This window comes from Streptomyces sp. NPDC003635, from assembly GCF_053587635.1.
Map to the genome: position 1 here is coordinate 1 of NZ_JBSFOK010000067.1, position 13,303 is coordinate 13,303.

Here is a 13,303-nt window from a genome sequence, read left to right on the forward strand (position 1 = left end):
TACACCCGCAACATGGTCACCGGCGCCTCCACCGCCGAACTCACGGTGATCCTGATCGACGCCCGCAACGGCGTGGTCGAGCAGACCCGCCGGCATGCCGCCGTGGCGGGACTGCTGCGGGTGCCGCACGTGGTCCTCGCCGTCAACAAGATGGACCTCGTCGGGTACGACGAGCGGGTGTTCGAGCGGATCGTCGAGGACTTCGCGGGCCATGCCGCCGAGTGGGGACTGCCCGGTTTCACGCCGATCCCGGTGTCGGCGCTCGCCGGGGACAACGTGGTGGACCGCTCCGCCCGCATGGACTGGTACCGGGGTCCGGCGCTGCTGGAGTTCCTGGAGGAGGTCCCCGTCGGCGCCGAGGCGGCGGACGCTCCGCCCCGCTTCCCGGTCCAGTACGTCATCCGGGACGGCGAGGACCGCCATTACGCGGGGCAGTTGGTGTCGGGCGCGCTGCGGGTCGGTGACCGGGTCACCGTGCATCCGTCCGGGGAGACCTCGCGGATCACGGGGATCGACGTGCTCGGCTCCGCCCGGGAGGTGGCGTACGCACCGCAGTCGGTCAGTGTGCGGCTGGCGGACCAGCGGGACGTCTCGCGCGGCGACATGATCACCGCCGGGGTGGACGTCCCGGCGCTCACCCGGGAGATCCGGGCCGCAGTCTGCCATGTGGCGGACCGGCCGCTCAAGGTCGGCGACCGGGTCCTCGTCCGGCACACCACGCGCACGGTGAAGGCCGTCGTCCAGGATCTCGGGGAAGCGGCCGAGCTCACCGCGAACGACCTGGGCCGGATCGTGCTGCGCACGGCGGAGCCGCTGGCGGTCGACGCCTACGCGGTGTCCCGGCGCACGGGCGCGTTCATCGTGATCGACCCGGCGGACGGCGCCACGCTGACGGCGGGGATGGTCGAGCTGTAGAGCCCTCGCCGCACACCGAGGATCTACGCCCTCAAGTCCCGAGCGTCAGGCGCGGCTTGGGGGCGTCCAGTCGTCCGGTCCGGGGGCGGCGGCTGCCCGCGCGGTACGGGTCCGGCCAGACGACGCCCGGGCCCTCGTAGGACTGCTCCGCCGCCGCGTGCAGGGTCCAGTTCGGGTCGTACAGGTGCGGTCGGGCCAGGGCGCACAGGTCGGTGCGGCCCGCCAGGACCAGGGAGTTGACGTCGTCCCAGGAGGAGATCGCGCCGACCGCGATCACCGGGATGCCGAGGGTGTTGCGGATGCGGTCGGCGAACGGCGTCTGGTACGAGCGCCCGAACTCCGGTCGCTCCTCGGACACCACCTGGCCGGTCGACACGTCGACGGCGTCCGCGCCGTGCGCCGCGAAGGCGCGGGCGATCTCCACCGCTTCCTCGGCACTTGTGCCGCCCTCGGCCCAGTCCGTGGCGGAGATCCGCACGGTCATGGGCCGCTCCTCCGGCCAGACGCCCCGGATCGCGTCGAACACCTCCAGCGGGAAGCGGAGCCGCTTCTCCAGGGAGCCGCCGTAGGCGTCGGTGCGGCGGTTGGTGAGCGGGGAGAGGAAGCCGGACAGCAGGTAGCCGTGCGCGCAGTGCAGTTCGAGCAGGTCGAAGCCGGCGCGGGCGGCACGCCAGGCGGCCGCGGTGAACTGCTCGCGCAGGTCGGTGAGCTGGGCGCGGGACAGCTCGCGCGGAACCTGGCCGTCCGTCCGGTACGGGATCGGGGAGGCCGCCACCAGGGGCCAGTTGTCGTCGGGGAGCGGCTCGTCGATGCCCTCCCACATCAGCTTGGTCGAGCCCTTGCGTCCGCTGTGGCCGAGCTGCACGCCGATCGCGGTGCCGGGGGCCCGCCGGTGCACGAACTCGGTGATCCGGCGCCAGGCCTCGGCCTGCTTGACGGTGTAGAGGCCCGTGCAGCCGGGGGTGATCCTGCCCTCCGGGCTGACGCACACCATCTCCGTCATCACCAGGCCGGCCCCGCCGAGGGCGCGGGCGCCCAGGTGGACGAGGTGGAAGTCGCCCGGCATCCCGTCGACGGCCGAGTACATGTCCATCGGCGAGACGACGACCCGGTTGCGCAGGGTCAGCCCGCGCAGCCGGAACGGGGTGAACATCGGGGGCGTACCGGGCGGGCAGCCGAACTCGCGCTCGACGGCCTCGGTGAAGTGGGCGTCGCGCAGCCGGAGGTTGTCGTGGGTGACCCGGCGGCTGCGGGTGAGGAGGTTGAAGGCGAACTGGCGGGGCCGCTGGCCGAGGTACAGTCCGATGTTCTCGAACCACTCCAGGCTGGCGCGGGCCGCGCGCTGGGTGGAGGCGACGACCGGTTTGCGCTCTTCCTCGTAGGCGGTCAGCGCGGTCGGCAGATCCGGCTGCTCCTCCAGGCAGGCGGCGAGGGCGAGGGCGTCCTCGACGGCGAGCTTGGTGCCGGAGCCGATGGAGAAGTGCGCGGTGTGGGCGGCGTCGCCGAGCAGCACGACGTTCTCGTGCGACCACCGTTCGTTGACGACCGTGCGGAAGGTCGTCCAGGCGGACCTGTTGGAGCGCAGGGTGTGGCCGCGCAGGGCTTCCGCGAAGATCTTGGCGCAGCGGTCGACGGACTCCCGCGCGTCGAGTTCCTCGAAACCGGCCGCCCGCCAGACCTCCTCGCGCATCTCGACGATGACCGTGGAGGCGTCGGGGGCGTAGGGGTAGCCGTGCAGCTGCATCACGCCGTACTCGGTCTCGGCCACCTCGAAGCGGAAGGCGTCGAAGGCGAAGTCGGTGGCCAGCCAGATGTAACGGCAGTGGTGGGTGGCCACCTGGGGGCGGAACACATGGGCGTAGGCCTCGCGGGTGGTGCTGTGCACACCGTCGGCGGCGATGACCAGGTCGTGGGTCTCGGCCAGCCAGGCGGGGTACGGCGCCTCCGACCGGAAGCGGAGTTCCACGCCCAGCGCGCGGCAGCGCCGGTGCAGGATCTCCAGGAGGCGTCTGCGGCCGAGCGCGGCGAAGCCGTGGCCTCCGGAGGTGTGGCGGGTGTCGTGGCGGACGATGTCGATGTCGTCCCAGCGGACGAAGTCCCGCTGGAGGGCGGTGTAGACCTCGGGGTCCGCGTGCTCGATGCCGCCGAGGGTCTCGTCGGAGAGGACGACGCCGAAGCCGAAGGTGTCGTCGGGGGCGTTGCGTTCCCAGACGGTGATCTCGCGGGTCGGGTCGAGCCGTTTCAGGAGGGCGGCGGCGTAGAGCCCGCCGGGACCACCGCCGATGACCGCGACTCGCACGGGATGGCTCGGCGTCGTGGGCGGCCGCGGTGTGGTGGGGGCTGGTCGCGCGGTTCCCCGCGCCCCTTGGGCCGGCATCCTCACCGCCCCTTCCACTTGGGCGGGCGCTTCTCCGTGAAGGCCCGGTGGAACTCGGCGTAGTCCTCGCCCGTCATCAGCAGGGCCTGGGTCGACGCGTCCAGTTCGATCGACGGGCCCAGGGGCATGTCCAGCTCCGCCGTGAGCAGGGCCTTCGTCTGGGCGTACGCCAGGGCCGGGCCCTCGGCCAGGCGGCGGGCCAGGGTCCGGGCGGTCTCGTCGACCTCGCCCTCCTGCGTGAGCTCGCTGATCAGGCCGATGCGCTCGGCCTCCGGAGCGCGGACCGGCTCGCCCAGCATCAGCAGGCGGGTCGCGTGACCGAGGCCCACCACGCGCGGCAGCAGGTAGGCCGCGCCCATGTCGCCGCCCGAGAGACCGACCCTGGTGAACAGGAAGGCGAACCGGGCCGTGGGGTCGGCGACGCGGAAGTCGGCCGCGAGGGCGAGCACCGCGCCGGCGCCCGCCGCGACCCCGTGGACCGCCGCGATCACCGGGAACGGGCATTCGCGGATCGCCCTGACCACCTGGCCGGTCATCCGGTTGAAGTCCAGGAGCTGGGCGGTGTCCATGGACAGGGTCGCGCCGATGATCTCGTCCACGTCTCCGCCGGAGCAGAAGCCGCGGCCCTCGCCGGCCAGCACCAGGGCCCGTACCGCCCGCTCCCGGGACAGCTCGGCCAGGAGGTCGCGCAGATCGGCGTAGGCACCGAAGGTGAGCGCGTTGAGCTTCTCGGGGCGGGTGAGGGTGACGGTGGCGACGCCGTCGCCGAGGTCCACGATCAGATGCTCCCAGCGGCCGGTGCGGGCGGCGGAGCCGGTGAAGGGACTCATGGCGGGCGGCCTCCTCGGGCGGACTGCGGGCGGCGCTGTCTCACTGAGGTCTACCCCTCGAAGTTATCACTGATCCGTGACTGTCGTCAGGATGGCGCGATACGCCACGAGGCCACCGAGGTGTCACGGGTCCTCGACGTCCGGGTAACGAAGGGATCAGTCGTGCGAGGCCGGACGTTCACCTGGGTAAGCCGCTCGCTACGGGGCGAAAGTCCCGTCCGGCGCCCGCCCGACTCCTCCGCGGCGAGGCGCCGTACCATTCATGAGGTTGAAAGCAGGGCAGCCTGCTTGATGAACGGATCCGCCGTGCACGATCGCCTACCCGCCTCCGCCTCCTGGCGCGTCGCACTGCCGCACACCACCGCGGCGGTGCCGGTCGCGCGCGCCCTGGTCCGTACCGCGCTGGCCGAGCTGAAGCACTCCGCCGACTGCGACACCGCGGAGCTGCTGACCGCGGAGCTGGTGGCGAACGCCGTGGAGCACACCACGGGCGAGGGGCCGATAGAGCTGGTGGTGCAGCTGCTGCCGAGCGGCTGCCAGGTCGAGGTGCACGACCCGGACCCGGCGCCGCCGGGCAATCTGACCCGCCCCTGCGAGGGCGAACCGGACCCCTGGCAGGAACACGGCCGGGGCCTGCTGCTGATCCGGGCCCTCAGCTCGTCCTGCGGCCACCGGCCGACGGCGTCGGGCAAGGCGGTGTGGTTCCGGCTGCCGACGGTGCCCGCCCAGCGCCGCGCCTCCTGATCACGCTCGGCCGAGGGTCGCCACCAGCACCGCCTTGATGGTGTGCATCCGGTTCTCCGCCTCGTCGAACACCACCGAGTGGGCGGACTCGAAGACCTCGTCCGTGACCTCCAGCGACTCCAGGCCGTGCGTCTCGTGGATCTCGCGGCCCACCTTCGTGCCCAGGTCGTGGAAGGCCGGCAGACAGTGCAGGAACTTCACGTCCGGGTTGCCGGTGGCGCGCAGGACGTCCATGGTCACCGCGTACGGGCCGAGCGCCTTGATCCGCTCGTCCCAGACCTCCTTGGGCTCACCCATAGAGACCCAGACGTCCGTGGCCACGAAGTCCGCGCCCAGGACACCCTCGGCCATCGACTCGGTGAGCGTGATCGCCGCGCCGCTGTCCGCCGCGAGCCGCCGCGCCTCGGCGACGACCTGGTCGTTCGGCCAGTACGCCTTGGGCGCGACGATCCGCACGTCCATACCGAGCAGGGCGCCGGTGATCAGGTAGGAGTTGCCCATGTTGAAGCGGGCGTCGCCGAGGTAGGCGAAGACGATGCCGTCGTCCAGGGTCTTCGTGCCGTGCTCCAGCATGGTGAGGACGTCGGCGAGCATCTGGGTGGGGTGCCAGTCGTCGGTGAGGCCGTTGTAGACGGGCACTCCGGCGTGGGCGGCCAATTCCTCGACCTTCTCGTGGCTGTCCCCGCGGTACTCGATCGCGTCGAACATCCGCCCGAGCACTCGCGCGGTGTCCTTGACCGACTCCTTGTGCCCGATCTGCGATCCGGAGGGGTCCAGGTACGTCGTCGTGGCGCCCTGGTCGGCGGCGGCGACCTCGAAGGCACAGCGGGTGCGCGTGGACGTCTTCTCGAAGACCAGCGCGATGTTCCGGCCGCGCAGGTACGGGGTCTCGGTCCCGGCCTTCTTGGCGGCCTTCAGCTCCGCGGCCAGCTCCAGCAGACCGCGGAACTCCTCCTCGGTGAAGTCCAGCTCCTTGAGGAAGTGGCGGCCGGCGAGGGAGGTCGGGACTGTCGCCATGGGGCGCTCCAGAGTGACGTGAACAAGGACCTTGGAAGTCTATACGACGTTCCACATTTCTATACAGTCCCACATTCCGCCGGTCCACCCCCTCCACCGGCCCACGCTCCCGGCCCACCCCTACACCGGCCCTCGCTCCACCGGACAGCTCATGCAGCGCGGTCCGCCCCTCCCCCGCCCCAGCTCGCTCCCCGGGATCTCGATGACCTCGATGCCCTGCTTGCGCAGGTGCGTGTTGGTCGTGGAGTTCCGCTCGTAGGCCACGACGACGCCCGGTTCGACCGCGAGGACGTTGCAGCCGTCGTCCCATTGCTCCCGCTCGGCGGCGTGCACGTCCTGGGTGGCGGTGAGCACCCGGATCTCGCTCAGCCCGAGGGCGGCGGCGATGGCCCGGTGCATGTGCTCCGGCGGATGGTCGGTGACCTTCAGCTCCTTGCCGTCGACGCCGGGCTCGATGGTGTACGAGCGGAGCATGCCGAGCCCGGCGTACTGGGTGAAGGTGTCGCCGTCGACCATCGTCATCACCGTGTCGAGGTGCATGAACGCCCGCCGCTTGGGCATGTCGAGGGCCACGATCGTCTCGGCGGAGCCCGCGGCGAAGAGCTTGTGGGCGAGCATCTCCACGGCCTGGGGCGTGGTTCTCTCGCTCATACCGATCAGCACGGCGCCGTTGCCGATCACCAGGACGTCGCCGCCCTCGATGGTGGACGGATAGTCGGCCTGCCCCTCGGACCAGACGTGGAACGTCTCGGCACGGAACAGCGGATGGTGCCGGTAGATCGCCTCGAAGTGCACGGTCTCGCGCTGGCGGGCGGGCCAGCGCATGGCGTTGACGGAGACACCGTCGTAGATCCAGGCGGAGGTGTCGCGGGTGAAGAGGTGATTGGGGAGCGGGGCGAGCAGGAAGTCGTCGAGCTCCATGACGTGGAATCGGACCGAGACCGGCTCCGCGTGGGCGTCCAGGAACTCGCGCTTGGTCATGCCGCCGACCAGGGCCTCGGCCAGCTCGGGCGCGGACAGGGTGGCGAAGGCGGCGCGCAGATGGTCGGTGGCCAGGACGCCGTACTCCTTCTCGTCGAAGACGCGGTCCAGGACGAGGTCGCGGGCCGCCGGGATCTCCAGGGCCTCGGTGAGCAGGTCGCCGAAGAGGTGGACGGTGACCCCGCGGTCGCGCAGGACGTCGGCGAAGCCGTCGTGCTCGGCGCGCGCCCGGCGCACCCAGAGCACGTCGTCGAAGAGCAGCGCGTCCTTGTTGCTGGGGGTGAGCCTTTTGAGCTCGAGATCCGGCCGGTGCAGGATGACGCGGCTGAGCCGCCCGGCCTCGGAGTCGACGTGGAATCCCATGACTCCATCCTGACCATCGAGGGCGATATTCACCCCCCTCTTGACCACTTCCGATTCTCGTCCCCTTGACGATAAACAGACACCCCCATTATCGTCGCTACGACGAAATGGGGGTCGCTCATGGCCGACATCACCCGGCGCCTCGGCTGGCGCCATCTGCGCGGGGCGCCGACGGCGCACATCCGGCACCACCGTGGCGGCAAGCTGCTGCACGACGGCCCCGGACTCAGCTTCTGGTACCGGGCGCTCAGCGCGGCCCTGTCCGAAGTCCCGGTCGACGACCGCGAGTTGGCGATGACCTTCCATGCCCGTACAGCCGACTTCCAGGACGTGGCGGTGCAGGCGACGGTCACTTACCGCATCAGCGACCCGGCCGTCGCGGCGGCCCGGCTGGACTTCTCCGTCGACCCCGACACCGGGGCCTGGCGCGGCACTCCGCTGGAACAGCTCGGCACCCTGCTGACGGAGACGGCACAGCAGCACGCGCTCGACGTCCTGGCCCGTACGCCGCTGGCGGCGGCCCTGGTGGACGGGGTGAGCGCGGTACGCGAACGGGTGGCGGCGGGCTACGCCGCCGAGCCGCGACTGCCCGCCACCGGCATCGAGATCGTCGCCGTCCGCGTGGTGGCCCTGCGCCCGGAGCCCGAGGTGGAGCGCGCGCTGCGCACCCCGGCCCGCGAGCTGATCCAGCAGGAGGCCGACCGGGCCACGTACGAACGGCGGGCGGTGGCCGTCGAGCGGGAGCGCGCGATCGCCGAGAACGAACTGGCCAGCCAGATCGAACTCGCCCGCCGCGAGGAGCAGTTGGTCGAGCAGCGCGGCACGAACGAGCGCCGCAGGGCGCAGGAGCAGGCGGCGGCCGACGCCGTGCGGGCCGAGGCGGAGGCGGCACGTTCGGTGCGGCTCGCCCAAGCCGAGGCGGAGGGCGTACGGGCCGTGGGAGACGCGAAGGCCGAGGCCCAGGCGGCCTGGCTGCGGGTCCACGCCGACGTGGACGTCGCCGTCCTGCACGCGCTCACCGGGACGCGGCTCGCGGAGAACCTGCCGCGCGTCGACAGCGTGACCATCTCGCCGGACGTGCTCACCGGACTGCTCGCCCGGCTCGGCGACGGGGAGCGGGCGTGAGCCTCGCCCCGCGCGCCGTGCTCGTCCACCGCACCACGGAGTACGAGGAGCTGGTGGCCCGGCACGGTACGCACGGACAGGCGGCCTACTTCCTGCGCTCCCGGGGCCGGGACATCGCGGAGGTCGCCGACCGGCACCGCCGTACGCGAAAGGCGCTGGCCGAGGTGGTGGCGGGCATTCCGCTGACCTGGCGTCAGGCGCGCGTCGAGCGGGGCGACCTGGACCGGTTCCTGTTCGCTCCGCAGGACGTGGTGGTCGTGGTCGGACAGGACGGTCTGGTGGCGAACGTCGCCAAGTACCTGTCGGGGCAGCCGGTGATCGGCGTCGACGCCGATCCCGGGCGCAACCCGGGTGTGCTGGTACGACACCGACCCGCGGACGCGGCGAAGCTGCTGGCGGCCGCCGGCTCGGCCGGTGCGGACGAGCTGACCATGGTCGAGGCCGTCGCCGACGACACCCAGCGCCTGGTCGCGCTGAACGAGATCTACCTGGGCGCGGCCGGACACCAGACGGCCCGGTACCGCCTGGGCCTCGACGACGACGGGGGTGTCGTCGAGGCCCAGGCCTCGTCCGGGGTGCTGATCGGCACCGGGACCGGGGCGACCGGATGGCTCCGGTCGGTGTGGCAGGACCGGGGAGGGCGGCTCGCGCTGCCCGCCCCGGCGGAGGAACGGCTGGTGTGGTTCGTCCGCGAGGCCTGGCCCTCCCCGGCCACCGGGACCTCCCTGGTGGCCGGGGAACTGGCCGCCGCCGCACGGCTGACGCTCACCGTCGAGTCCGAACGCCTGGTGGCCTTCGGGGACGGCATGGAGACCGACGCCCTGGAACTGACCTGGGGCCAGTCGGTACGGGTCGGGGTGTGCCGGGAGCGGCTGCGGCTCCTCGGCTGAACCGTCACAGCCGCGGGTCCACCGGCTCCGACTCCAGCGCCAGCACCCCGAAGACCGCCTCGTGCACCCGCCACAGCGGCTCGCCCTCGGCCAGCCGGTCCAGGGCCTCGAGACCCAGCGCGTACTCCCGGGTGGCCAGGGACCGCTTGTGGTTGAGGAACCGCTTGCGCAGCCGCGTCAGGTTGTCCGGGCGCGTGTACTCCGGGCCGTAGATGATCCGCAGGTACTCGCGGCCACGGCACTTGATGCCGGGCTGCACCAGCCGCCCCTCCGCGTTGCGCACGAGCGCGCCGAGCGGCTTGACGACCATGCCCTCGCCGCCCCGCCCGGTCATCTCCAGCCACCAGTCGACGCCCGCCCGCACCGACTCCGGGTCCGCGGTGTCGACGTACAGGCGCCGGGTGGTCTGGAGCAGGCCCGTGCCGTCGTGCTCGACGAGCCGGTCCAGGAGCGCGAGCTGCTCGTCGTGCGGAAGCCCGGCGAGGCTGCGGCCCTGCACCGCCAGGATCTGGAACGGCGCGAGACGAACGCCGTCGAGGCCCTCGGTGGTCCAGCAGTACCGGCGATAGGCCTCCGTGAACGCCGAGGCGTCCGCGGCCCGTTCCCGCTGGCGCGCCAGAAGGTCCGATACGTCGACTCCGCGCGCCGCGGCCGCCTCCAGCGCGGCCAGCGCGCCCGGGAACACCGCCCCGGAGGCGGCGCCGACGGCCGCGTACTGCGAGCGCAACAGCCCGGACGCCTTCAGCGACCACGGCATCAGCTCCGCGTCCAGCAGCAACCAGTCCGTGCCGAGTTCGTCCCACAGCCCGGCCTCCCCGACGGCCGTACGCAGCCGGTCGAGGATCGCCTCCGTCACCGACTCGTCGTCGAAGAAGGGCCGTCCGGTACGGGTGTAGAGGGACCCGGTGGGACCGTCGACGCCGAACCGCCGCCGCGCCGCCTCCGCGTCCCGGCACACCAGCGCCACCGCGCGCGAGCCCATGTGCTTCTCCTCGCACACGACCCGCGCGACCCCGTCGGCCGCGTACTGCGCGAACGCCTCCTCGGGGTGCTCCAGGTAGCCGTCGACCTGCGAGGTCGCCGTCGGTGCCATGGTCGGCGGGAGGTACGGCAGCAGGCGCGGGTCCACCGCGAACCGGCTCATCACCTCCAGGGCCGCCGCCGCGTTCTCCTCCCGTACGGCGACCCGTCCCGCGTGCCGGGTCTCCACGGCCCGGCGCCCGTGCACGTCCGCCAGGTCCAGCGGCCGCCCGTCCTGCCCGCCGGGCGCCTCGGTCCGCAAGGGCTTGGCCGGCTCGTACCAGACCCGCTCGGCCGGTACGTCGACCAGTTCCCGCTCCGGCCAGCGCAGCGCGGTGAGCTTGCCGCCGAAGACGGCGCCGGTGTCCAGGCAGATCGTGTTGTTCAGCCAGGTCGCCTCCGGGACCGGGGTGTGCCCGTAGACCACCGCGGCCCGGCCCCGGTAGTCCTCCGCCCACGGGTAGCGCACCGGCAGGCCGAACTCGTCGGTCTCGCCGGTGGTGTCGCCGTACAAGGCGTGCGAGCGGACCCGCCCGGAGGTGCGGCCGTGGTACTTCTCGGGCAGACCGGCGTGGCAGACGACCAGCCTGCCGCCGTCGAGGACGTAGTGGCTGACGAGGCCGTCGATGAACTCCCGCACCTCGCGCGCGAACTCCTCGCTCTCGCCCTCCATCTGGGCGATGGTCTCGGCGAGTCCGTGGGTGTGCTGGACGTTGCGGCCCTTGAGATACCGCCCGTACTTGTTCTCGTGGTTGCCCGGCACGCACAGGGCGTGGCCCGACCTCACCATCGACATCACCCGGCGCAGCACACCCGGGCTGTCCGGGCCGCGGTCGACCAGGTCGCCGACGAAGACGGCGGTACGGCCGTCCGGGTGGACGCCGTCGGCGTAGCCCAGCTTCGCCAGCAGCGACTCCAGTTCGGCGGAGCAGCCGTGGATGTCGCCGATGATGTCGAAGGGTCCGGTGAGGTGGGTCAGGTCGTTGTACCGCCTCTCGGTGACGACGGTGGCCTGCTCGACCTCCGCCACGCCCCGAAGGACGTGCACCTTGCGGAAGCCCTCGCGCTCCAGGTGCCGCAGGGAGCGGCGCAGTTCGCGGGTGTGCCGCTGGATGACCCGGCGGGGCATGTCGGCCCGGTCGGTGCGGGCCGCGTTGCGCTCGGCGCACACCTCCTCCGGGACGTCCAGGACGATGGCGATCGGCAGGACGTCGTACCTCTTCGCCAGGTCGATCAGCTGGCGCCGGGAGTCCTGCTGGACGCTGGTGGCGTCGACGACGGTCCGGCGGCCGGCCGCGAGCCGCTTGCCGGCGATGTAGTGCAGGACGTCGAAGGCGTCGCGGGAGGCGCTCTGGTCGTTCTCGTCGTCGGCGACGAGGCCGCGGCAGAAGTCGGAGGAGAGCACCTCGGTGGCCTTGAAGTGCCGCCGCGCGAAGGTGGACTTGCCGGAGCCGGAGGCCCCGATGAGCACCACGAGGGAGAGGTCGGTGACGGGCAGGGTGCGCCCCTGGGTCTCGGTCATGCGGCCTTCGCCTCCTTGTCGTCGCGGTCGTCGCGCGTGAAAACAGCCATCTGGGTGGGCGGTCCGACCTCGGGGTCGTCGGGTCCCACGGGGACGAACTCCACGCCGTAGCCGTGTCGTTCGGCCACGGCGTCCGCCCAGGCGCGGAACTCGTCGCGGGTCCACTCGAAGCGGTGGTCGCCGTGCCGGACGTGCCCCGCCGGGAGGGACTCCCAGCGGACGTTGTACTCGACGTTCGGGGTGGTCACCAGCACGGTCCGCGGTCGGGCGGCGCCGAAGACCGCGTACTCCAGGGCGGGCAGCCGGGGCAGGTCGAGGTGCTCGATCACCTCGCTGAGCACGGCGGCGTCGTACCCCTTGAGCCGGTTGTCGGTGTAGGCGAGCGAGCCCTGCAGGAGCTTGACCCGGGCGGCCTGCCGCTCGCCCATGCGGTCCAGCTTGAGCCGGCGGGAGGCGATGGTGAGGGCGCGCATCGAGACGTCGACGCCGACGATCTCGGTGAACCCCACGTCCTTCAGCAGGGCCTGCACCAACTGGCCCTGACCGCAGCCGAGATCGAGCACGCGCGAGGCTCCGGCGGAGCGCAGCGCGGCGAGGATCGCCTCCCGGCGCAGGACGGCGAGCGGGGTGGGCCGCTCCTCCTCCTCGGCCTCCGCCTCGACGGCGTTGTCGATGTCCTCGACCTCGCTGTCGTCGGCCTCGGCGAGCCGCACCAGTTCCAGCCGCTCCATGGCCTGGCGGGTCAGCGACCAGCGGCGGGAGAGATAGCGGCTGGTGATCAGCTTCTGCTCCGGGTGGTCGGCCAGCCAGCCCTCGCCGGCCCGCAGCAGCTTGTCGACCTCGTCGGGGGCGACCCAGTAGTGCTTGGCGTCGTCCAGGACCGGGAGCAGCACGTAGAGGTGGCGCAGGGCCTCGGCGAGGGTCAGGGTCTCGGCGTCGAGGACGAGCCGGACGTACCGGGAATCACCCCACTCCGGGAACTGCTCGTCCAGGGCCACGGGTTCGACGGTCACGGCCCAGCCGAGCGGTTCGAAGAGCCCGCGTACGAGAGCCGGGCCGCCGCGTGCGGGCAGCGCGGGGACCTCGACGCGCAGCGGGCGCGGCCGGCCCGGGAGGTCCGGCTTCGCCGCGCAGGTGCCCTTCATCGCGCTGGAGAACACCGAGCTGAGCGCCACCGCCAGCAGCGAGGAGGCGGCGTACGGGCGGTCGTTGACGTACTGCGCGAGCGCCGCGTCGGGGGCGCCGCCGCGGCTCTTGCCCTTGCCGCGCCGGACCAGTGCCACCGCGTCGACCTCCAGCATCAGCGCCGCCGTGCAGCGCTCGGCGTCCGCCTCGGGGTAGAGGACGTGCGCCCTGCCGTAGGACGTGGAGAACGCCTGCGCCTTCTCGGGATGCTTGTGCAGCAGGAAGCCGAGGTCGGTGGCGGGGCGTTCCGGGGTGCCGGTGGTACTGATCGTCAGGAACATGGGCAGGGCCTCTGAGGCTCGGTGGACAGGGTCGCCGTACGCGTGAAGGCCCC

The 13,303-nt window shown here is 72.3% G+C and carries 10 protein-coding genes; 4 read left to right on the forward strand and 6 right to left on the reverse strand.

Annotated elements, in window-relative coordinates:
- On the forward strand, positions 1-915 hold a 915-nt coding region (locus ACWDRW_RS37020; RefSeq protein WP_451731895.1), incomplete at its 5' end, for a GTP-binding protein.
- A gap of 31 nt (positions 916-946) precedes the next feature.
- On the opposite strand, the gene ACWDRW_RS37025 is transcribed toward ACWDRW_RS37020, so the two are convergent.
- A complete protein-coding gene (locus ACWDRW_RS37025; protein ID WP_451731898.1) occupies positions 947-3,292 on the reverse strand; it encodes a bifunctional salicylyl-CoA 5-hydroxylase/oxidoreductase in 2,346 nt (781 codons plus the stop codon).
- 2 nt (positions 3,293-3,294) lie between these two features.
- The gene (locus ACWDRW_RS37030; RefSeq protein WP_451731901.1) at positions 3,295-4,122 is read right to left on the reverse strand and encodes an enoyl-CoA hydratase family protein; all 828 of its coding nucleotides are present in this window, start codon (positions 4,120-4,122) and stop codon (positions 3,295-3,297) included.
- Between the two features lie 291 nt (positions 4,123-4,413).
- On the opposite strand from ACWDRW_RS37030, the gene ACWDRW_RS37035 reads away from it, so the two are divergent.
- Positions 4,414-4,866: an ATP-binding protein gene (locus ACWDRW_RS37035; RefSeq protein ID WP_451731904.1), complete on the forward strand. Its 453-nt coding sequence runs from the start codon at positions 4,414-4,416 to the stop codon at positions 4,864-4,866.
- Here ACWDRW_RS37035 and argF read toward each other — a convergent pair whose 3' ends face one another.
- Together argF and ACWDRW_RS37045 are read right to left on the reverse strand one after the other, a co-directional pair.
- Positions 4,867-5,883: an ornithine carbamoyltransferase gene (gene argF / locus ACWDRW_RS37040; protein ID WP_451731907.1), complete on the reverse strand. Its 1,017-nt coding sequence runs from the start codon at positions 5,881-5,883 to the stop codon at positions 4,867-4,869.
- Between the two features lie 120 nt (positions 5,884-6,003).
- Complete coding sequence (locus ACWDRW_RS37045) at positions 6,004-7,227, reverse strand: arginine deiminase (protein WP_451731910.1); 1,224 nt, start codon at positions 7,225-7,227, stop codon at positions 6,004-6,006.
- A 120-nt stretch (positions 7,228-7,347) separates the two neighbouring features.
- Here ACWDRW_RS37045 and ACWDRW_RS37050 point away from each other — a divergent pair, with 120 nt between their 5' ends.
- Positions 7,348-8,352: an SPFH domain-containing protein gene (locus tag ACWDRW_RS37050; RefSeq protein ID WP_451731913.1), complete on the forward strand. Its 1,005-nt coding sequence runs from the start codon at positions 7,348-7,350 to the stop codon at positions 8,350-8,352.
- Positions 8,349-9,242: a hypothetical protein gene (locus ACWDRW_RS37055; RefSeq protein ID WP_451731916.1), complete on the forward strand. Its 894-nt coding sequence runs from the start codon at positions 8,349-8,351 to the stop codon at positions 9,240-9,242. Before ACWDRW_RS37050 ends, ACWDRW_RS37055 begins: the two co-directional genes overlap by 4 nt.
- Positions 9,243-9,246: 4 nt before the next feature.
- Here the strand turns inward: ACWDRW_RS37055 and ACWDRW_RS37060 are convergent, their stop codons facing one another.
- Together ACWDRW_RS37060 and ACWDRW_RS37065 are read right to left on the reverse strand one after the other, a co-directional pair.
- On the reverse strand, positions 9,247-11,784 hold the full coding sequence (locus ACWDRW_RS37060; RefSeq protein WP_451731921.1) for a polynucleotide kinase-phosphatase: 2,538 nt from the start codon (positions 11,782-11,784) through the stop codon (positions 9,247-9,249).
- The gene (locus ACWDRW_RS37065) at positions 11,781-13,250 is read right to left on the reverse strand and encodes a 3' terminal RNA ribose 2'-O-methyltransferase Hen1 (protein WP_451731924.1); all 1,470 of its coding nucleotides are present in this window, start codon (positions 13,248-13,250) and stop codon (positions 11,781-11,783) included. Before ACWDRW_RS37065 ends, ACWDRW_RS37060 begins: the two co-directional genes overlap by 4 nt.
- Between the last annotated feature and the right edge of the window lie 53 nt (positions 13,251-13,303).